Raw genomic sequence first — 19,999 nt, forward strand, 5'->3', positions numbered from 1 at the left:
TAACTCCCCCGGAGGAACGACGTGAGCAATCTGATCATTCGCAAGGTAGCCGTGCTCGGCGCCGGCGTGATGGGCGCGCAGATCGCCGCGCACCTGATCAACGCCAAGGTGCCCGTGCTGCTGTTCGACCTGCCTGCCAAGGAAGGCCCGAAGAACGCGATCGCCCTGAAGGCGATCGAGAATCTGAAGAAGCTGTCGCCCGCGCCGTTCGGCGTGAAGGACGACGCACAATACATCCAGCCCGCGAATTACGACGACGACATTGAGAAGCTCGCCGAGTGCGACCTCGTGATCGAAGCGATCGCCGAACGCATGGACTGGAAGCACGACCTGTACAAGAAAGTGTCGCCGCACATTGCGCCGAATGCGATCTTCGCGACCAACACGTCGGGTCTGTCGATCACCGAACTGTCGAACGGTTTCTCGGATGAGCTGAAGGCGCGCTTCTGCGGCGTGCACTTCTTCAATCCGCCGCGCTACATGCACCTGGTCGAACTGATTCCGACCGCGACGACGCGTCCGGAAATCCTCGACCAACTCGAATCGTTCCTGACGAGCGTGGTCGGCAAGGGTGTCGTGCGGGCGAAAGACACGCCGAACTTCATCGCCAACCGCGTCGGTATTTTCTCGATCCTCGCCGTGATTACGGAAGCCGCCAAGTTCGGCCTGCGTTTCGACGAAGTGGACGACCTGACAGGCTCACGCCTGGGTCGCGCGAAGTCCGCCACGTTCCGCACCGCTGACGTGGTCGGTCTGGACACGATGGCGCACGTCATCAAGACGATGCAGGATACCCTGAAGGACGATCCGTTCTTCGCGGTCTACGAAACGCCGCCTGTGCTGGCCGAACTCGTGAAGAAGGGCGCACTCGGTCAGAAGACCGGCGGCGGCTTCTACAAGAAGGAAGGCAAGGCCATCAAGGTGCTCGACCCGAAGACGGGCGAGTATGTCGACGGCGGCGCGAAAGCGGACGAACTGGTCGGCCGCATTCTGAAGCGTCCGGCGGCAGAGCGTCTGAAGCTCCTGCGCGAATCGGAGCATCCGCAAGCGCAATTCCTGTGGTCGATTTTCCGCGACGTGTATCACTACATTGGCGTGCATCTGGAATCGATCGCTGACAACGCGCGTGACGTCGATCTGGCCATCCGTTGGGGTTTCGGCTGGAACGAAGGTCCGTTCGAAGGCTGGCAGACGGCCGGCTGGAAGCAGGTCGCCGAATGGGTGCAGGAAGACATCGCGGCCGGCAAGGGTCTGTCGAATGTGCCGCTGCCGTCGTGGGTGCTGGAAGGCCCGGTGGCTGAAAAGGGTGGCGTGCATACGAACGAAGGTTCGTGGTCGCCGGCTTCGAAGACGTTCGTGCCGCGTTCGTCGCTGTCGGTCTACGACAAGCAGGTGTTCCGCGCACCGTTGGTCGGCGAAACGTCGGCTGATCCGAAGACCTACGGCAAGACGCTGTTCGAAACCGACGCCGTGCGCGCGTGGGTCGACGACCGTGCAGGCGAGAACGACGTCCTGATCGTGTCGTTCAAGAGCAAGATGAACACGATCGGACCGTCGGTGATCGACGGTCTGACGCAGGCTATCGAACTGGCCGAAAAAGACTACAAGGGTCTGGTCGTGTGGCAGCCGACGTCGCTGAAACTCGGCACGCCGGGCGGCCCGTTCTCCGCAGGTGCGAACCTCGAAGAAGCCATGCCTGCGTTCATGATGGGCGGCGCGAAGGGCATCGAGCCGTTCGTGAAGAAATTCCAGCAAGGCATGCTGCGTGTGAAGTATGCGAGCGTGCCGGTCATTTCGGCTGTGTCGGGCATCGCGCTCGGCGGCGGCTGCGAGCTTGCGCTGCATAGCGCGAAGCGTGTCGCGCACATCGAAAGCTACATCGGTCTGGTGGAAGTCGGCGTGGGTCTCGTGCCCGCGGGCGGCGGTCTGAAGGAAGCGGCACTGCGCGCAGCGGAAGCCGCGACCGCAGCCGGCGCGACCAACGACCTGCTGAAGTTCGTTCAGAAACCGTTCGAAAACGCGGCGATGGCGAAGGTCTCGGCCTCGGCACTCGACGCCCGCGCAATGGGCTACCTGAAGCCGTCCGACACGATCGTCTTCAACGTGTTCGAACTGCTCGACATCGCGAAGAAGGAAGCGCGCGCGCTGTCCGCCGCGGGTTACCGTCCGCCGCTGCGTGTCACGCAAGTGCCGGTGGCAGGCCGCTCGGCGATTGCGACCATCAAGGCATCGCTCGTCAACATGCGCGACGGCCGTTTCATCAGCGAGCACGATTTCCTGATTGCGAGCCGTATCGCGGAAGCGGTGTGCGGCGGTGACGTGGAAGCGGGCAGCCTCGTCGACGAAGAATGGCTGCTCAAACTCGAGCGTCAAGCGTTCGTCGATCTGCTCGGCACGCAAAAGACGCAGGAACGGATCATGGGCATGCTGCAAACCGGCAAGCCGGTGCGCAACTAAGCGACGAGCGGTTCGCATCTATATGCATGGGACGGGAGTAAGCGCTAAAGCGCCAACTCCCGCCGACCGCGATAAGACTGCATGGGGCCAGAGTAAGCGCTAAAGCGCTAACTCTGGTCGACAAAGGAGCTTCAAATGGCAAAGCAATTGCAAGACGCATACATCGTCGCCGCGAGCCGCACGCCGATCGGCAAGGCGCCGCGCGGGATGTTCAAGAACACGCGCCCAGACGAACTGCTGGTGCACGCGATCAAGTCGGCTGTAGCACAAGTGCCCGGCCTCGATACGAAGGTAATCGAAGACGCGATCATCGGCTGTGCGATTCCGGAAGCGGAGCAAGGGTTGAATGTTGCGCGCATGGGCGCACTGCTGGCCGGCTTGCCGAACACGGTGGGCGGTGTCACGGTGAACCGCTTCTGCGCTTCGGGCCTGACCGCGCTGGCCATGGCGGCTGACCGGATTCGCGTCGGCGAATCGGACGCGATGATCGCGGGTGGCTGCGAATCGATGAGCATGGTGCCGATGATGGGCAACAAGCCGTCGATGTCGCCGCATATCTTCGATCGCAACGAAGATATCGGCATCGCCTACGGCATGGGCCTGACCGCGGAGAAGGTCGCTGAGCGCTGGAAGATCAGCCGCGAAGCGCAAGACGCGTTCTCGGTCGAATCGCATCGCCGCGCTATCGCCGCGCAGCAAGCCGGCGAGTTCAACGACGAAATCGCCGCGTACACGATTACCGAGCGTTTCCCCGACCTCGCTACCGGCGAAGTGCGTATCAAGACGCGCGAAGTCGCGCTCGACGAAGGCCCGCGTGCGGAAACGACGCTGGAAGGTCTGGCAAAACTGCGCGCGGTGTTCGCGAACAAGGGTTCGGTGACGGCGGGCAACAGCTCGCAGACATCGGACGGCGCGGGTGCCCTGATCGTCGTCTCGGAAAAGATGCTGAAGGAATTCAACCTGACGCCGCTCGCCCGTTTCGTCAGCTTCGCCGTGCGCGGCGTGCCGCCGGAAATCATGGGTATCGGTCCGAAGGAAGCGATTCCGGCCGCACTGAAGGCCGCCGGCCTGAAGATCGAAGACATGGACTGGATCGAGCTGAACGAAGCGTTCGCCGCGCAATCGCTGGCGGTGATTCAGGACCTCGGTCTCGATCCGTCGAAAATCAACCCGCTCGGCGGCGCGATTGCACTCGGCCACCCGCTCGGTGCGACCGGCGCAATTCGTGCGTCGACGGTTGTGCACGGCCTGCGTCGCCGTAACTTCAAGTACGGCATGGTGACGATGTGCGTCGGTACCGGCATGGGCGCTGCGGGCATCATCGAACGTCTGTAATCGTGTTTGCCATGGTCCCCGAGGTGGTCACCGCAGCGAACACTGCGGTGAGCCCAGCAGTGATCCCCTAGGGACCGCGGAAACGGTTCGCAGGCCACCTGGCTTGCGAACCGTTTTTTCCATTCAGCAGCAACCAGGAGTACGAGGAGATGACAATGGATATTCTGGTCGAGCGCGCCAACGGCGTGCTGACGATTGCCTTCAACCGGCCCGACAAGAAAAATGCGATCACGGCCGCGATGTATCAGACGATGGCCGACGCGTTGGTGGAAGCGCAGGGCGACACATCGATTCGGGCGATTCTGATTCGCGGAAGCGCCGGCATTTTCAGCGCCGGCAACGATCTCGAAGACTTCATGAAGAAGCCGCCGGGCGGCGAAAACTCGCCGGTATTCCAGTTTCTGCGAGCGATCAGTTCGGCGGAAAAGCCGGTGGTGGCGTCCGTAGCGGGGCCGGCAGTCGGCGTCGGCACGACGCTGCTGCTGCACTGCGATCTGGTGTATGCAGCGGATACGGCGAGCTTTTCGCTGCCGTTCACGCAACTCGGGTTGTGTCCGGAAGCGGCCTCGAGTTTGCTGTTGCAGCGCGTGGCCGGTTATCAGGCCGCAGCGGAAAAGCTGCTGCTCGGCGAAGCATTCGACGCCGCTGAAGCGCGACGCATGGGCTTCGTGAATCGCGTGCTGCCCGCGACCGAAGTGGATGCATTTGCGGCCGCGCAAGCAGCGAAGCTGGCGGCGCTGCCGGCCTCGTCGCTGCGAGTGACGAAGAGTCTGATGAAGCGCGGCCAGCATGAGCTGCAAACGCAGATGGCGGAGGAAGCGGTGCACTTCGGCGAGATGCTGCTTGCGCCGGAAGCGCGCGAGGCGTTCAAGGCGTTCTTCGAGAAGCGCAAGCCGGACTTCCGGCAGTTCGACTGAGCTGGCTGCGTTCAGGCGCCTGAAAATACTTCAGGCACCTGAACGTTCAAGATTGCGCCGGCTGCAAGGTGTCGTAGTCGACGTAGCTGGATTCCCGGCAGAAGCTGACGAGCCGTACGCCCGCTTTGCGGGCGATCGCGATCGCCAGCGACGACGGCGCCGAAATGGTCGCGACCATCGGCACGTCGACACGCGCGGCCTTGCGCACCAGCTCGTAGCTGGCGCGACTAGACAGAAACACAAAGCCTTCCCTGGTATCCACGCGGTCGAGCACTAACTGGCCGATCAGCTTGTCGAGTGCGTTGTGACGGCCGACATCCTCGAACGCGTAGCGGATCGCGCCTGCCGCATCGCACCATGCGGCGGCGTGCAAGCCGCCGGTGAGACGCGTCAGCGCCTGGTGCTCCGGCAAGTCGCGAGCGGCACGGGCGATCGCATCCGGCGCGAGCCGTTGCAGAAAGCCGGTGTCCGGCACGCGCTCCGGTTTCAGATCCAGCAGATCGATGCTTTCGATCCCGCATACGCCGCAGCCGGTACGCCCGGCGAGCGCGCGGCGCTTTTCCTTCAGTGCGACGAAAGCCTGCTGCACCACCTTCAATTGCACTTCGGCATGCGGCAATTCGTCATCGTCGTGAAGCTCGACCTCGATGTCCTGAATGTCGCTGCCGCGTTCCACGATGCCTTCCGAAATCGCAAAACCGACCGCGAACGCTTCCAGATCGCGCGGCGTGCACATCATCACCGCGTGCGAAATGCCGTTGAAGACGAGCGCCACCGGCCACTCCTGACCGACATGATCGGTCACGGTTTCGACCGCCGCGCCGCGATGCCGGTGTACCTGGCGCTCCACGGCGCCTGTCTGCCCGGCTGTTTCCTGTTCGTTCAAGCTGCTTCACTCCTGTCATGCTGCGCGCGTTTCTTCGGCGTGCAGTCTTGCCCGGCGGCGCGAAGTAGCACCAGACCATGCCGCTATCGCACGAATAAGGTTCTAAAATACCTCAAGCTGGGCTTGAGCGTTGCCCGTCACCAAAGAGGAATACTGTCATGGGACTCAACGAAGCACCGCTACTGTTCAACTTCGAAGTCGCGTCTTCGGAGAATTTCGCCTACATCCCGATGTCGGTGCGCTTCAATCTCGATCGCTTCGGGTTGCGCATCACGCTGGCGCAGTGGCAATTGCTGCCGCTCGAGGACCGCAAGCTGTTGGCGCGCTTTCCGGTCGAAGAAGACGCGGCAATCGAGCCGAATTTCGACCACGCATTGTTCGAAATGCTGCGCACGCATGCGAATGTCGAGCCGGAGTGGTTCACGCCCGAGGAAGCGCCCGCCTGGCGCCGTACGGATGCCGTGCCGGAGGGCGTCGTGCATCAGGCGGGGCTGGCCGGCCTGCCCACGCCGGGCATTGCCCAGTGGGCCGAACTCGAGCCGTTCAAGCGTTACGTACTCGCCAAACTGTCGCGCAAACCGGAAGGCAACCACGACTTCGTTCCCGCGATGAAGGAATTTGGTACGGCCGGTTAGGCGCGGCCGGTTAGTACGGGCCGCCAGGGAGCGCCCAACGGGCGCTGCCCACCATGTGCCGGTGGCCAGGCAGCTAGGCGCTCCCAGCTAGGCGCCCCCAGCCAAATCCGCAAATTATTTCGCGTTCCCTCTCAAGCTATTCCGAACCCTGCCGTTATCCATGGGTTGGCGCGTAAAAAGACTTGACTCGATGCGACCCGACGCACCGAAAGCGACCCCGCGCTCCCGCCCTCAGAACGATTGACGTTCGGAACCCATGACTCCTTTTTTATCGAAGCGGCTGCTGATCAATCTGGCAGTCGTCGCCGCGGCGGTCGGCGCGAACGCGTTCGTCGCCTATACGCAGATTTGCGGCCAGCGCGACGCCGACGTGCGCATGCTGCGTTCGACAAACGTGCGTCAGAATCTCGACGCCTACCGGACGGCGCTTGACGGCGGACTGGCCGCGCTCGGCCGTTTCGAAGCCTCGGGTGAGGCCGCGCCTGTCAACGAGGCTGCCGCCATGGCGAACTCGCTGGCAGGTCTCGAGCGCGAATTGCGCAAAGCGCTCGCCGACGAACCGGCCATGCTCGACACGCTCGCCAAACTGAGCGCGGACAGTCACGCACTGCAACACGACATCGACGATGCGCTATTGAAGAGCGCCAGCGCCAGCGCCAGGCCGAACGAATCGCGCGCGTGGGCGGCGTCGGCCTATACCCATCTCGGGCTGGGTCTTGATCAGGTGGAAGCCAGTCTGGCGGCGTTGCGCAAGCAGGAGAGCCAGGCCTTGCAGGCGTCGCTGGCGGCTTCCGCGAGCGAAACCCAGCGCGCCATGTTCCTGCTGATCGTAACGATGCTGGCCGGCAGCACGCTTCTGATCTTCACGTTCGGCGCCCGCGAAAGCAGCGCGCGCGAGAAACTGCGCACCGTCCGCGCGCTCAACCGCAACGACGAGCGGTTTCGCAGCCTGTTCGACGACCATCCGGTGCCGATGTACATCTTCGAGCGCGAGACGCTGCGCTTTCTCGCCGTCAACGCGGCGGCGATCCAGCAATACGGCTACACGGAAAGCGAATTTCTCGGCATGACGATTCGCGCGATCCGGCCGAATGCCGAAATCTCGCGTCTCGAATCGCATCTGCAGCGCAGCGACGTGCTGCAACATGGCCGCACGATGGCGGGTGTCTGGCATCACCGGCGCAAGGACGGTTCAACGATCAGCGCCGATATTTCGTATCACGCGCTCAGCTTCATGGGCCGTGCCGCCTTCTTTGTGCTGGCCGACGACGTCACCGATCAGATCAACGCCGAAGCCGAAGCGCAGCGCTCGAACCAGATGCTTGAAACGGTGATGGACAACATCCCGCAGCGCATTTTCTGGAAGGATCAGGAGTCGCGCTATCTCGGCTGCAACATGGCGTTCGCGCGCGATGCGGGGCTCTCTTACCCGGAGCAGGTGGTCGGCAAGAGCGACAGCGATATGCCATGGCGCGCCTTCGCCGGCCTGCTGAACGAGCACGATAAAGAGGTGGTGACCACCGGCGTGCCGAAAATGAATTTCGAGGTCGACCTGGTGATCGATGGCGTGCACCGCACCACGGTCACGAGCAAGCTGCCGTTTACCGACAGCGACGGCCGCGTGATCGGCGTGCTCGGTTCCTACACGGACATTACCGAACGCAAGCGCTCCGATCTGGCTTTGCGTCTGCAAAGCCGCGCGCTCGATGCCAGCGTCAACGCGATTCTGATTACCGCGCCCTCGCCGACGGGCAACCTGATCGAATACGTAAACCCCGCGTTCATGCGTATCACCGGTTACGATCCCGCCGAAGTGATTGGCCACGATTGCCGTGTGCTGCAACGCGACGACCGCGACCAGGAAGGCGTCGCGCTGATTCGCCAGTCGCTTGCCGCGAACCGCGAAGTCAGCGCCGTGGTGCGCAACTATCGCAAGGACGGTGCGTTGTTCTGGAATCAGTTGTTCATCGCACCGGTACCGAACGCGGAGGGCGTGATCACGCATCACATCGGCGTGATCAACGATGTGACGGATCTGATCCGCTATCAGGAACAGCTCGAATACCAGGCCAACTACGACAGTCTCACGCGGCTGCCCAATCGCAACCTGCTGCGCGATCGCCTGCAGCATGCACTGATTGTTGCGCAGCGGCATCACAAGGGCGTCGCGGTCGTGTTCATCGATCTGGACGGGTTCAAGAACGTCAACGACAGTCTCGGCCATAGCGTCGGCGACCGTTTGCTGAGCGTGGTGGCTGAGCGGCTTGCACGTTGCACGCGAACCAGCGACACGGTCGCGCGCCACGGCGGCGACGAGTTCGTGATCGTGATGACCGATACCGTCGACGAGCAGTCGCTGATCGCGTGGATGGAGCGGGTGCGCGCGTCGATTTCCGAGCCGGTGTGGCTCGATGGCACCGAGTTGTATGTCGGCTGCAGCATGGGCGCGAGCCTCTTTCCTCAGGATGGCGAAGACGCGGAAACGCTGATGAAAAAAGCCGACCTCGCGATGTATCGCGCGAAGGACATGGGCCGCAATACGTTCCAGTTCTACCAGCCGGAGATGAATGCGAGCGCGGGCGCGCGCCTGAACCTCGAACGGCGTCTGCGCCGTGCCTTGCGCGACAACGAGTTCCTGCTGCACTACCAGCCGCAGGTGGATATCGTGAGCGGGCAGATCGTCGGCACCGAGGCGCTGGTGCGTTGGCGCGATCCGGAAGTCGGGTTGGTGCTGCCGTCGTTGTTTATTCCGGTCGCCGAGGAGAGTGGGCTGATCGGGCCGCTGTCGGAATGGGTGTTGCGCGAGGCGTGCCGCCAGAACAAGGCGTGGCAGGACGAAGGTTTGCCGCCGGCGCGGGTGTCGGTGAATCTGTCGGCACGAGTGTTCCAGCAGCGCGATATCGCGAAGCTCGTTATGCAGGTGCTGGCCGAGACGGGTCTCGAGCCGCAGTATCTCGAACTCGAACTGACCGAAAGCACCATCATGCGCAATGCCGAAGAGGCGGTGTCGATGCTCAACGAGCTGCACGCTCTGGGCATTGGCCTTGCCATCGACGACTTCGGTACCGGCTATTCGAGCCTGAGCTATCTGAAGCGCTTCCCGGTGGACCGCCTGAAGATCGACCGCTCGTTCGTGTCGGATATCGGCGTGTCGGGCGACGATGAAACGATCACCTCGGCAATCATCGCGCTCGCGCATTCACTGAAATTGCAGGTGATCGCTGAAGGCGTGGAGACGTCCGCGCAACTCGACTTTCTGAAAGAACGTGCGTGCGACGAGATGCAGGGCTTCTACTTCGCTAAGCCGTTGTCGACCGACGCGATTTCGGCGTTGTTACAGGGCGGGGTGGGGCGGGAAGCGGTGACGGTGTAGTTAGCAGGAAGACTAGACGACGCTTGCATAGCGTTGTGGCTCGTCCGGCTCGTCGTTCGCCAGAAGCCGCGCGGCCATGAAGTCGATAAACACCCGCAGCCGGGGCGGCACGCTGCGTCCGGCCGGCCAGACGATGCTGATGTCGATTACCTGCTCGACGTAATCGTCGAGCACGGTGCACAGCAAACCGTCCTTCAGCGCCTGCCGTACCGAAAAATCCGGCATGCAGGCGATCCCCAGACCGCGCATTGCGAAGCACGCGCGCGTCTCAATGTTGTTGCACACCATCGAAATGGGTAGCGCGAGCTCGCGCTCGCCGGCCTCGCGCCGCAACGGCCAGATCTCCAGCTTGCCGTTCGTCGGATAGCGGTAGTGCAGACACACATGGTCGGCCAGATCGGTGGGCGTTTGCGGCGTGCCGCGCCGGGCGAAGTAGGCCGGCGCGCCGACCAGCACCACGCCGAACGAACCAATTTGTCGCGCGGCGAGGCGTGAATCCGCCAGCGCGCCGGTGCGCACGACGACGTCGAACCCTTCGTCGATCACGTCGACCACGCGGTCGCTAAAGTCCAGATCCAGTTCGATCTCCGGATACGCCAGCATGAAATCGGCGAGCACCGGCAGCACCAGCGAACCGACCACGGGCAGGCTCACGCGCAAGCGGCCGCGCGGTGAGCCAGCACTTTGCGACATCTCCAGCTCCGCCGCTTCGATTTCGGCGAGGATGCGCCGGCTGCGTTGAAGGAATTGCATGCCGTCGGTGGTGAGCGTGATGCTGCGCGTGCTGCGATGAAAGAGCCGCACGCCGAGTCGTTCTTCGAGGCGTGCGATGCGCTTGCCGACCGCCGACGCTGACACGCCGAGCAGCCGCCCGGCCGTGACGAAGCTGCGTGTTTCGGCCACCTGCACGAATACCAGAAACCCGCTCAGACTTTCCACCGTCACCTCCGATTCCGGACATGGATGTCCGCAGACTGAGGAACTCTATCCCAGTTTTTCTTCGGATGCCGGGTTCGTATGATGGCGGCACGCCCTTTCATTGGAACCGCCATGTCCGATCTGCACGAGCCGTCTAACTCTTCCCGTTCTTCGCGCCACACCGTGCCGCTCTCTGTGCGCGTCGATGCGGTGATCGACGCCGCACTGGCTTCGCGGCACCTTGTCGGCGGCGTGGTGCTGATCGCCCAGCACGGTGAGCCGGTGTATCGCCGCGCGGCGGGTCTCGCCGATCGCGAGCGCGAGCAGCCGATACGCGAAGATACGCTGTTTCGGCTCGCGTCGATTTCGAAGCCGATCGTGTCGACGGCCGCGATGGTGCTGGTCAGCCAGCAGCGTCTCGGACTCGACGACGCAGTCGAGCGTTACCTGCCCGAGTTCACGCCGCGCGGACCGGATGGCGTGGCCGCATGCCTCACCGTGCGGCACTTGCTGACGCATACAGCAGGCCTTGGCTATCGCTTTCTCGAAACCGACGAACAGGGCCCGTACGCCCGCGCCGGCGTCTCCGATGGCATGGATCGCGCGGGCATCACGCTCGCTGAGAACGTGCGCCGGATCGCCGGCGTGCCGTTGATGTTTGCGCCGGGCACCGCATGGGCTTACTCGTTGTCGATCGACGTGCTGGGCGCGCTGATCGAACGCGTGACGCTGCTGCCGCTGGACGATGCCGTACGCGAACTCGTCACCGCTCCGCTTGCGATGAAGGACACCGCCTTTCACACCCTCGACGAGCATCGTCTCGCGACGCCCTACGTAAGCGACATGCCGCAACCGCACCGCATGCGCGACAAGGAACGCGTGACGCCGTTCGAAGGTGCAATCGGCATCGACTTCGAACCGGCGCGCGCGTTGGACCGTTCCGCGTTCGCCTCGGGCGGCGCGGGCATGGTGGGGTGCGCGGATGACGTGCTGCGTTTGCTCGACACATTGCGCGATGGCGGCGGCGCGTTGCTGCCGCGAGCGTGGGTCGACGAAATGGGCCGCAACCAGACGGACGAGATGGGTCCGCCCGATAAGCCGGGCTACGGCTTCGGCCTGGGCTTTTCCGTGCTGCGCGATCCGCTCGCCGCCGATTCGCCGGAGTCGCCCGGCACCTGGCGCTGGGGCGGCGCGTACGGCCACTCATGGTTCGTCGACCGGAGCCGTGGTCTGAGCGTCGTCGCGCTTACCAACACGCTGTACGAAGGAATGTCGGGGGCGTTCGTCAACGCGCTGCGCGATGCCGTGTACGGCGTGACAGCGCCCACGGGTCAGGAGGCAAGCCGGCCATGAGCGAATTCGACATCGATCAATCCAGCGTCGCGATACCTCCAGCGCCATTGGCGCAATCTGCCGATCGTTTGCCGCTGTCAGGTTTGCTTGCACTCGCCACGGCTGGCTTTATCACGATCCTGACCGAGGCATTGCCAGCCGGCCTGCTGGGCGAAATGAGCGGCGACTTTGGGGTGTCGGCGGCACTGATCGGGCAGCTCGTTACCGTGTATGCCGCGGGGTCATTGCTGGCGGCGATTCCGCTCGCGATCGCGACGCGCGGCTGGCGCCGTCGTTCGCTGCTGCTGGTGGCGATTGCGGGTTTCGTCGTCGTCAATACGGTCACGACGCTGTCGACGAACTACACGCTCACGTTGGTCGCGCGGTTTTTGGCCGGCGTGTCAGCCGGTCTGGTGTGGGCGCTGCTCGCCGGCTACGCGGCGCGGATGGCGCCCGCGCATCTGCAAGGCCGGGCGATTGCCGTGGCGATGACGGGCGTGCCACTCGCGTTGTCGCTCGGTATTCCGCTCGGGACGCTGGTGGGTGCGTCGATTGGTTGGCGTTATACGTTCGGTGCGATGAGCATGCTGACGGTCGTGCTGCTCGGCTGGGTGCGCTGGCAGGTGCCCGATTTCGCCGGTCAGCCAGCCGGGCGGCGCACGACATTGCGCGGTGTGCTCGCTTCGCCTGGCCTCAAGGCGGTGCTCGCCGTGATGTTCGCTTACGTGCTCGCGCACACCATTCTCTACACCTACATCTCGCCGTTCCTTGCGCTCGCGCATTTACAGCTGCGCGTGGATGCGGTGCTGTTCGTGTTCGGTGTGATGGCGCTTGCGAGCATCGCGATCGTCGGCGTGCTGGTGGACCGGCACCTGCGCCTGCTGACGATCGTCAGCGTCGCGATGTTCGGCGTGGCGACCGTGATGCTCGGTCTCGCGAGCGATCTGCCGGCTGGCGTCTATCTCAGCGTGGGCGTGTGGGGGCTCGCGTTCGGCGGCGCCGCCACGCTATTTCAAACCGCGTCGGCGCGTGCCGCGGGCGAGGGAGCCGACGTCGCGCAATCGATGATCGTCACGGTCTGGAATCTCGCGATCACGGGCGGCGGGGCATTGGGCGGCATTGCGATCGACCGGTATGGCGCGTTCGCGTTGCCGTGGGTGCCCGCCGCGCTGTTGATCGGCACGCTGCTGTGTATCGGCGTCAATGCGCTCCGCGACAGAGGGAGGCGTGCGGTGGACAAAACAATCGCCGCGAGCCTCGGATCCTGCGGCAGCCCATGAAGGCGTATCTCAGACGGCGGGCGTGTCGACGAATACCGGCAACCGCTCGGCCGCCTCGGAAAACGCCTGGAGCCGCGGATGTGCGGCCTTGGTGACGATCTCCGGCAAGAACATCTGCGTGAAATTCCACGCGACGGCCACCGTGACGTCCACCGCACCAAAATGGTTCGGTTCGACCGGCAGCGGCGCCGACGCGAGTTCCGCTTCGAGTTCGCGGTAAGCGGCGTGTAATTGCTCGGTCACACGATCGACCCACGGTTCATGCTGTTTATCCGCCGGACGCAGATTGCGTTCGTAGACGATCTGCACGGACTTTTCACAAGCGGCTAGCGCCAGGCCCGTGAGGCGCGCGGCGCGCAGGCAATCATCCGGTTGTGACGGGAAGATCCGTTGATCCGGCGCGGCGAGCGTGGCGACGTACTGCAGGATCACGGTCGAATCCATCACGCTCTGGCCGTTGTCGAGGATCAGCGTCGGCGCCTTGACGACCGGGTTGATCTTCGCGAACGCGTCATACGTGCTGAACACCGAAATTGCCTGGTGTTCGAAGTCGAGCTTCAGCATCTTCAGGCAGATAGCGACCCGGCGCACGTAGGGCGAATCCAGCATGCCGATCAGTTTCATCTCATTCCCGTTAGAAGATCTATATGGCTTGCCCGAGCGAGCGAGTATGTGACTATTCGCTTATCAGACGGTGCTTGCAGGGCAATAAAGCAATAGCCTAACCGTCTCGTCGCATCAAAAAAAGCAACATTAATCGACGATTTACGTCAGAATTTCTTACATGAAGCCCATTCCCCCGCTTACCGCATTGCGCTGCTTCGAAGCCGTCGCCCGGCTCGGCGGTGTCACACCGGCCGCGCGGGAATTGCACGTCACGCATTCGGCGGTCAGTCAGCAGATCAAGGTGCTGGAAGAGTCGATGGGCGTCGCGTTGTTCGTGCGCGAAGCGCGCGGCCTGCGGCTCACCGACGACGGCCGGCTTTACGCGCTCGAAATACGCTCGGCGTTGCGCGACATCACGCAGGCGACGCGCCGCGCGCAGGCGCGCCCGCACGAAAGCGAACTGGTGATCGCGACCGTGCCGTCGTTCGCGCAGCATTGGCTTGTGCCGCGCCTCGCGAGTTTCCGCGAGGCGCATCCGTACTATCGCGTGCGCCTTCTGACGAATCTACAGATCGAGGATTTTCGCCAGAGCACGAGTGACATCGGTATTCGCATGGGGCAGGGGCATTGGCCCGACGTCGCGCAACAGAAGCTATTTGACGACGACATGCTCGTGGTCGCGGCGCCGCATTTCGCGCTTGGGCCAAACGGCCGTTTTCCGCGCACGGCCGAGGACGTGCTTGCGTGTCCGCTGATCTCGAGCCCCGACGCGCCCTGGAGCGACTGGTGCCAGGCGGCGCAGATAGCCGAGCCGGCTGCGGAGGCGTTGGTTTTGACGGCGAACGATTCGAACATCGTGATCGGCGCCGTGCTGCTCGGGCAGGGTGTCGCGCTCGAGCGGCGCAGCCTCGTCGCGCACGCGCTGGCGCGAGGCGAACTGGTGCAGATCACGGACATCCGCGTGCCGTATCGCTATCCGTACTGGCTGGTGTGGCAGCAACGCGAGATCCTGAACGCGAAACAGGCGCATTTCGCACAGTGGATCGACGCGCAGGTCGACGCCTATTTGCGTAGCGGTTCCTGAGATTCTGTGCCGATTGGCGCGCGCAGGCCGCCGCTCGCGGGGGATTACCGGGTTGCGCGTAAATGTCAGTCGTATATATTCGGGATTCCCGTCTCAGACTTCGCCGGGAACCACGAAGCATCGATTCACGTGGCGTTGCGCCCGCCTTTCGCTGCTCGCACTCCGTCAAGGGCGTTTCGCCGTCAAATATCTTCTAATACGACTGGAGAGAACAATGACTTCTTCACCTGCAAAGAAATGGGCTGTGCTGCTGACATCGGTTGTGTTGAGCGCGGCTTCGGTTGCACCGGCGTTCGCGCAAAGCGGCGCAAGTGCTCCGGCGGGCGATGCCGCTAATACCACCACGGCCGCCACGCCGGCGGCCGCATCCAAGGCAGCTGCCAAGGCGCAACGCAAGGCCGCGCGCAAGCAGGCGCGCGCGAAGAAGAACGCCGAGTTGAAGCAGTTGGAGAGCAATGGGTATAACCCGTCGCGCAACGATCCGAACTATCCGACGGATCTCCAGAACGCGCAGAAGAAGGCGGCAGCGGGCGCGGCGGCGAGCCAGTAAGCGGCCGCGGGCCGGATGGAGGTTGCCGGCCCCGTTGTGCTTGCGCCGGGGGCCTCGCAAACGCATCCCGGCGAGCACAAGGTATGAAGATAAACGAGGCGCTCAGGCGCCTCGTTTTCATTCAATGTCCGCCGCTCAATCCAGCACCGGCAGCGCGCGTGGGCGCCGGTCGCTATCGGTTGCGACGTAGGTCAGGGTCGCCTCGGTGACCTTCACGAGGTCTTCGGTCAGGCTCATGCGCTGCGCGTAGACCTCGACCGCCACCGTCACCGAGGTGTTGCCCGTCTTGACGATATCCGCGTAGAAGCTCAACAGATCGCCGACGAACACAGGTTGCTTGAAGACGAACGAATTGACCGCGATGGTTGCCACCCGTCCGTTGGCGCGGCGGCTGGCCGGAATCGAACCGGCGATATCCACCTGCGCCATGATCCAGCCGCCGAACACGTCGCCATGGACGTTCGCGTCCGACGGTTGCGGCACGACGCGCAGCGCGCAAGACTTTTGCGGGAGTTGAAGGAGATCGGTCATCGGGGCACCCTTGAAATTCGTAATGGCTCGGTCGGCTCGACAGGCAGGCGGGGGATTTCACGACAACTGCAGCACACAGCAGTACAACGCAGCGATACGGCCCACGTGCAACCGACGGCCGGATGGCCCATGAAAAGCGGCGCCAGCCAGCTTCTGCGACAATAGAAAGATCAGGAATTGTACGGGAAAGCGCCCAGCCGGGTCGCGCGACATAAAGCAGGGTGCGGGGTTCGCGCGCTGCCGGTCGGCGCGCCGCTGCGAACTCCGTCGCTTCCATACACTCCCCAGCCGATCCCATGCGCCGTACGCCCTCGTCCGAACCTTCCCCGATCTCGACCCAGCCGCGCAACGACTGGCAAACGATCCTGTCCCTGCTGCCCTACCTCGCCACCTATAAATGGCGTGTCGGCTTCGCGCTGAGCTGCCTGATCGGGGCGAAGGTCGCCAATCTCGGCGTGCCGATCGTGATGAAGCGGATCATCGACGGTCTCTCATCGGTGAAGCATCTCACCGCGCTTGGTCGTGCGCACGATTCCCCTGGCATCGTGCTGCTGGGCGGGGTCGGTTTGATGGTGGTCGCCTATGCCGTGGTGCGGCTGTCCACCTCGCTTTTCACCGAACTGCGCGAAATTCTGTTTGCGAAGGTGACCGAAAGTGCGGTGCGGCAGCTCGCGCTAAAAGTGTTCCGCCATTTGCATGCACTGTCGTTGCGGTTTCATCTCGATCGGCAGACGGGCGGCATGTCGCGCGATATCGAACGCGGCACGCGCGGCATCACGCAACTGATTTCGTATTCGCTGTACAGCATCCTGCCGACACTGGTCGAAGTCGGTCTCGTGCTCGGCTTTTTCGTCATCAAATACGAGGCGTATTACGCGATCGTCACGTTCATTGCGCTCGCCGCGTACATCGTGTTCACCGTGAAAGTCACCGAATGGCGCACGCATTTTCGCCGCACGATGAACGACCTCGATTCAAAGGCGAATTCGCGCGCGATCGATTCGCTGCTTAACTACGAGACAGTGAAGTACTTCGGCAACGAAGAGTGGGAGGCGCAACGTTACGACGAAAACCTCAAACGCTATCGCACGGCCGCGATCAAATCGCAGCGTTCTTTGTCCGCGTTGAACTTCGGGCAGCAGGCGATCATCGGCACGGGGCTCGTGTTCATTCTGTGGCGCGCGACCGAAGGCGTGATGGCCGGGCGTCTCACGCTCGGCGATCTGGTGCTGATCAACACCTTCATGTTGCAGCTCTATATTCCGCTGAATTTTCTCGGCGTCGTGTATCGGGAACTGAAGCAAAGCCTTACCGATATGGACCGCATGTTCACGCTGCTTGGCGCGGCCCAGGAAGTGCCCGATGTGCCGGACGCACCCGAGCTGCACGTGAGCGGTGCGCAGGTGCGCTTCGAGCATGTGAACTTCTCTTATGAGCCGGCGCGGCAGATTCTGCACGACGTGAGCTTCACGATTCCGGCGGGCAGTACCACGGCGGTGGTCGGCCATAGCGGTTCGGGCAAATCGACCCTCGCGCGGCTGATGTTCCGTTTCTATGATCTGGATCGCGCGACGGGTGGTGCGATTACCATCGACGGTCAGGATATTCGCGACGTCTCGCAGGATTCGCTGCGTGCTTCGATTGGCATCGTGCCGCAGGATACGGTGCTGTTCAACGATTCGATCTACTACAACATCGCTTATGGCCGTCCGTCGGCCACGCGTGAGGAAGTGATCGCAGCGGCGCGCGCGGCGCATATTCACGACTTTATCGAAGGGCTGCCGAAGGGTTACGAGACGCCAGTCGGCGAGCGCGGCCTGAAATTGTCCGGCGGTGAAAAGCAGCGCGTCGCGATTGCGCGGACCATCCTCAAGAATCCGCCGATCCTGCTGTTCGACGAGGCGACGTCGGCACTCGATTCGCGCTCGGAGCGGGCAATCCAGCATGAGCTCGATCAGATCGCCCGCGAGCGCACGACGCTGATCATTGCCCACCGGCTTTCGACGGTGGTCCACGCGCAGCAGATCATCGTGATGGACAAGGGGCGCATCGTCGAGCGTGGGACGCACGCCGAGTTGCTGCGCGCCAACGGCCTCTTCGCGCAGATGTGGGCGTTGCAGCAGCAACGTGCCGCCGAGGCGTCGGAGTCGACTGAAACGGTAGGGGCGGGAGATGGCGGGCGGTGAGGAAGCGGCGGCGCGTTATCGCACGGTGCCGCTCAACGCCTTGCCGCAATCAGCGTTCGTTCAAACGCTGATCCAACGCCTGCAGTTGCGCGGGCGTGCCGACGTTTTCCCACAAGCCTTCATACAACTCGCCGCTCGCGAGGCCGCTTGCGATCGTCTCGCGGTAGTAAGGCGTCAGCGCGCGCCGCGTGCCGTGCGGCAGATCGCGAAACATGCGCGTGTCGTAGAGGCCGATGTTGCCAAACGTGAAGCGTGGTTGCGCATCGAGCGAGAGCGTTGCGTCGACCAATCCGAAGTCGCCGTTCGGATGAAACGCCGGGTTCGGCACCATGACCAGATGCATGCCGGGCTTGGTTAGCGCCTTCAGCGCTTCGGCGCGCGTATTCAGCGCCGCGTAGTCGAAATCCGCGTAGACATCACCACTGACTGCGACGAACACTTCGCTCTTGCCCTCATCTTCCAGCAGCGGCAGCGCCTGCACGATCCCGCCTGCCGTCTCCAGCGCTTCATGCTCGGCCGAGTAGCGCAATTGCACGCCCCAGCGCGAACCGTCGCCGAGCGCGGCCTCGATCCGCTCGCCGAGCCAGGCATGGTTGATCACGATGGTTTGAAAGCCGGCGCGCGCGAGGCGCTCGATCTGCCAGACGATCAACGGCTTGCCGCCCACTTCGAGCAAGGGTTTCGGGCACGCGTCGGTCAACGGACGCATGCGTTCGCCGCGGCCCGCGGCGAAAATCATCGCTTTCTTCAGGGACATCGTCATCGGTCAGAACGTGTAGCCGACTTCATTCGCGCGGCCTTCGAGATCGTCGAGCAGCTTCGCGAACGGACGCAGCGGCGCATAGCGCTCAGCGACCTTGCGGGCATAGCCGATGAAACGCGGCAGATCCTTCATGTAATGCGGTTTGCTGTCGCGGTAGTTGATCCGGCAGAACAGGCCCAGCACCTTGATGTGCCGTTGCAACCCCATCCACTCGAGTTGGCGGTAGAACTCGCCGAAATCCGGATCGACCGGCAGGCCGGCTTTTTTCGCGCGCTCCCAGTAGTACACGTAGCAATCCAGCTCGAACTCTTCGTCCCAACTGAGGAAGGCGTCGCGCAGCAGTGAGGCGACGTCGTAAGTGATCGGGCCGTATACCGCGTCCTGGAAGTCCAGCACGCCGGGATTCACGGGGTTCGGTGCGGCGGCGACCATCAGATTGCGCGGCATGAAATCGCGCAGCATGAACACTTGCGGTTGCGCCCGGGCGCTCGCGATCAGCAGCGCGAAGGTGCGATCGAGCAGCCCGCGGGTCTTGTCGTCGATCTCACGGCCCAGATGGCGGCCGATGAACCACTCCGGCATCAACTCCATCTCGCGGCGCAGGAAGGCTTCGTCGAACGGCGGCAGCACGCCTTCGCGCGACGTGAGCTGCCAGCGAATCAGTGCATCGAGCGCGTCGTGCATCAGCGTGCGGGCGCGGTGCGGGTTGTCGCCGCTTTGCGCCTCGGTCAGCGCGCCGAGGTACGAATCGGTGCCCAGATCGGAGACGAGCATGAACCCGGCGTCGAAATCGACCTCCAGGACGCGCGGCACATGCACGTTGGCGGCACCGAGCAACTGCGCCACCTGCACAAATTCGCGGCACTTTTCGGGCGGTGGGGCATCGACGGCAATCAGGGTGCCGGTGCTGTCGCCTTCCGCCGCCTTACCGGCGAGCCGGAAATAGCGGCGAAAACTGGCGTCGGACGAAGCCGGGGCAAGTGTGTCGAGTTCGAGCGCATAGCGTGCTGCGTGGGCGTTCAGCCAGGCCTTGAGCAGTTCGAGGCGGCTGTCGGTGGAATCTTGGATCGCGTCTTTGGAAGGGGGCAGGGTCATGAAAACCGGCGGCAAATTCAGAGGGGCAACGTCTTGCCATATAATACCCCA

Annotated in this window: 16 protein-coding genes; 10 read left to right on the forward strand and 6 right to left on the reverse strand. The window is 63.3% G+C overall.

Annotated elements, in window-relative coordinates:
* Nucleotides 1–21 precede the first annotated feature (21 nt).
* From PQQ96_RS24465 to PQQ96_RS24475, 3 genes are all read left to right on the forward strand, one after another.
* Nucleotides 22–2,457 (forward strand): 3-hydroxyacyl-CoA dehydrogenase/enoyl-CoA hydratase family protein, encoded by a 2,436-nt coding sequence (locus tag PQQ96_RS24465; RefSeq protein ID WP_408297469.1) that lies wholly within the window; start codon nucleotides 22–24, stop codon nucleotides 2,455–2,457.
* 135 nt (nucleotides 2,458–2,592) lie between these two features.
* A complete protein-coding gene (locus PQQ96_RS24470) occupies nucleotides 2,593–3,792 on the forward strand; it encodes an acetyl-CoA C-acyltransferase (protein ID WP_408297471.1) in 1,200 nt (399 codons plus the stop codon).
* Nucleotides 3,793–3,941: 149 nt separating this feature from the next.
* Complete coding sequence (locus PQQ96_RS24475) at nucleotides 3,942–4,709, forward strand: enoyl-CoA hydratase (protein WP_408297473.1); 768 nt, start codon at nucleotides 3,942–3,944, stop codon at nucleotides 4,707–4,709.
* A gap of 46 nt (nucleotides 4,710–4,755) precedes the next feature.
* Here the strand turns inward: PQQ96_RS24475 and fdhD are convergent, their stop codons facing one another.
* Complete coding sequence (gene fdhD, locus PQQ96_RS24480; RefSeq protein ID WP_408297475.1) at nucleotides 4,756–5,595, reverse strand: formate dehydrogenase accessory sulfurtransferase FdhD; 840 nt, start codon at nucleotides 5,593–5,595, stop codon at nucleotides 4,756–4,758.
* 158 nt (nucleotides 5,596–5,753) lie between these two features.
* Here fdhD and PQQ96_RS24485 point away from each other — a divergent pair, with 158 nt between their 5' ends.
* Nucleotides 5,754–6,230, forward strand: coding sequence for a nitrate reductase associated protein (locus PQQ96_RS24485; protein WP_408297477.1), 477 nt, complete (start codon nucleotides 5,754–5,756; stop codon nucleotides 6,228–6,230).
* Between the two features lie 256 nt (nucleotides 6,231–6,486).
* Entirely contained in the window at nucleotides 6,487–9,603 is a 3,117-nt protein-coding gene (locus PQQ96_RS24490) for a sensor domain-containing protein (protein WP_408297479.1), read from the forward strand.
* A 12-nt stretch (nucleotides 9,604–9,615) separates the two neighbouring features.
* Here PQQ96_RS24490 and PQQ96_RS24495 read toward each other — a convergent pair whose 3' ends face one another.
* Nucleotides 9,616–10,542 carry a LysR family transcriptional regulator gene (locus PQQ96_RS24495; RefSeq protein ID WP_408297481.1) on the reverse strand — a complete coding sequence of 309 codons (927 nt, stop codon included), beginning with the start codon at nucleotides 10,540–10,542 and terminating at the stop codon, nucleotides 9,616–9,618.
* A gap of 111 nt (nucleotides 10,543–10,653) precedes the next feature.
* On the opposite strand from PQQ96_RS24495, the gene PQQ96_RS24500 reads away from it, so the two are divergent.
* Both PQQ96_RS24500 and PQQ96_RS24505 read left to right on the forward strand, forming a co-directional pair.
* The gene (locus PQQ96_RS24500; RefSeq protein WP_408297483.1) at nucleotides 10,654–11,874 is read left to right on the forward strand and encodes a serine hydrolase domain-containing protein; all 1,221 of its coding nucleotides are present in this window, start codon (nucleotides 10,654–10,656) and stop codon (nucleotides 11,872–11,874) included.
* The gene (locus tag PQQ96_RS24505) at nucleotides 11,871–13,133 is read left to right on the forward strand and encodes an MFS transporter (RefSeq protein ID WP_408297485.1); all 1,263 of its coding nucleotides are present in this window, start codon (nucleotides 11,871–11,873) and stop codon (nucleotides 13,131–13,133) included. The genes PQQ96_RS24500 and PQQ96_RS24505 overlap by 4 nt, the downstream gene beginning before the upstream one ends.
* Before the next feature lie 9 nt (nucleotides 13,134–13,142).
* On the opposite strand, the gene PQQ96_RS24510 is transcribed toward PQQ96_RS24505, so the two are convergent.
* Nucleotides 13,143–13,757 (reverse strand): glutathione S-transferase, encoded by a 615-nt coding sequence (locus PQQ96_RS24510; RefSeq protein WP_408297487.1) that lies wholly within the window; start codon nucleotides 13,755–13,757, stop codon nucleotides 13,143–13,145.
* Nucleotides 13,758–13,917: 160 nt separating this feature from the next.
* Here PQQ96_RS24510 and PQQ96_RS24515 point away from each other — a divergent pair, with 160 nt between their 5' ends.
* Complete coding sequence (locus PQQ96_RS24515; RefSeq protein WP_408297489.1) at nucleotides 13,918–14,823, forward strand: LysR substrate-binding domain-containing protein; 906 nt, start codon at nucleotides 13,918–13,920, stop codon at nucleotides 14,821–14,823.
* Nucleotides 14,824–15,037: 214 nt separating this feature from the next.
* A complete protein-coding gene (locus tag PQQ96_RS24520; protein ID WP_408297491.1) occupies nucleotides 15,038–15,373 on the forward strand; it encodes a DUF4148 domain-containing protein in 336 nt (111 codons plus the stop codon).
* Nucleotides 15,374–15,508: 135 nt separating this feature from the next.
* Here PQQ96_RS24520 and PQQ96_RS24525 read toward each other — a convergent pair whose 3' ends face one another.
* A complete protein-coding gene (locus PQQ96_RS24525) occupies nucleotides 15,509–15,904 on the reverse strand; it encodes an acyl-CoA thioesterase (RefSeq protein WP_211608929.1) in 396 nt (131 codons plus the stop codon).
* 296 nt (nucleotides 15,905–16,200) lie between these two features.
* Here PQQ96_RS24525 and PQQ96_RS24530 point away from each other — a divergent pair, with 296 nt between their 5' ends.
* Nucleotides 16,201–18,090 carry an ABCB family ABC transporter ATP-binding protein/permease gene (locus PQQ96_RS24530; protein ID WP_408297493.1) on the forward strand — a complete coding sequence of 630 codons (1,890 nt, stop codon included), beginning with the start codon at nucleotides 16,201–16,203 and terminating at the stop codon, nucleotides 18,088–18,090.
* Between the two features lie 49 nt (nucleotides 18,091–18,139).
* Here PQQ96_RS24530 and murU read toward each other — a convergent pair whose 3' ends face one another.
* Both murU and PQQ96_RS24540 read right to left on the reverse strand, forming a co-directional pair.
* On the reverse strand, nucleotides 18,140–18,853 hold the full coding sequence (murU, locus tag PQQ96_RS24535) for an N-acetylmuramate alpha-1-phosphate uridylyltransferase MurU (RefSeq protein ID WP_408297495.1): 714 nt from the start codon (nucleotides 18,851–18,853) through the stop codon (nucleotides 18,140–18,142).
* Nucleotides 18,854–18,856: 3 nt separating this feature from the next.
* Nucleotides 18,857–19,948, reverse strand: coding sequence for an aminoglycoside phosphotransferase family protein (locus tag PQQ96_RS24540; RefSeq protein ID WP_408297497.1), 1,092 nt, complete (start codon nucleotides 19,946–19,948; stop codon nucleotides 18,857–18,859).
* Nucleotides 19,949–19,999 lie beyond the last annotated feature (51 nt).

Origin of the sequence: Paraburkholderia sediminicola (assembly GCF_046027825.1) — a bacterium.
Taxonomy (GTDB): domain Bacteria; phylum Pseudomonadota; class Gammaproteobacteria; order Burkholderiales; family Burkholderiaceae; genus Paraburkholderia; species Paraburkholderia sediminicola_D.

Bases quoted from the DNA above. Each gene is read 5' to 3' on its own strand.
- PQQ96_RS24470 (WP_408297471.1), top strand. From the start codon at position 2,593: ATGGCAAAGCAATTGCAAGACGCATACATCGTCGCCGCGAGCCGCACG.
- PQQ96_RS24475 (WP_408297473.1), top strand. From the start codon at position 3,942: ATGACAATGGATATTCTGGTCGAGCGCGCCAACGGCGTGCTGACGATT.
- PQQ96_RS24485 (WP_408297477.1), top strand. From the start codon at position 5,754: ATGGGACTCAACGAAGCACCGCTACTGTTCAACTTCGAAGTCGCGTCT.
- PQQ96_RS24490 (WP_408297479.1), top strand. From the start codon at position 6,487: ATGACTCCTTTTTTATCGAAGCGGCTGCTGATCAATCTGGCAGTCGTC.
- PQQ96_RS24500 (WP_408297483.1), top strand. From the start codon at position 10,654: ATGTCCGATCTGCACGAGCCGTCTAACTCTTCCCGTTCTTCGCGCCAC.
- PQQ96_RS24505 (WP_408297485.1), top strand. From the start codon at position 11,871: ATGAGCGAATTCGACATCGATCAATCCAGCGTCGCGATACCTCCAGCG.
- PQQ96_RS24510 (WP_408297487.1), bottom strand. From the start codon at position 13,757: ATGAAACTGATCGGCATGCTGGATTCGCCCTACGTGCGCCGGGTCGCT.
- PQQ96_RS24515 (WP_408297489.1), top strand. From the start codon at position 13,918: ATGAAGCCCATTCCCCCGCTTACCGCATTGCGCTGCTTCGAAGCCGTC.
- PQQ96_RS24520 (WP_408297491.1), top strand. From the start codon at position 15,038: ATGACTTCTTCACCTGCAAAGAAATGGGCTGTGCTGCTGACATCGGTT.
- PQQ96_RS24525 (WP_211608929.1), bottom strand. From the start codon at position 15,904: ATGACCGATCTCCTTCAACTCCCGCAAAAGTCTTGCGCGCTGCGCGTC.
- PQQ96_RS24530 (WP_408297493.1), top strand. From the start codon at position 16,201: ATGCGCCGTACGCCCTCGTCCGAACCTTCCCCGATCTCGACCCAGCCG.
- murU (WP_408297495.1), bottom strand. From the start codon at position 18,853: ATGACGATGTCCCTGAAGAAAGCGATGATTTTCGCCGCGGGCCGCGGC.
- PQQ96_RS24540 (WP_408297497.1), bottom strand. From the start codon at position 19,948: ATGACCCTGCCCCCTTCCAAAGACGCGATCCAAGATTCCACCGACAGC.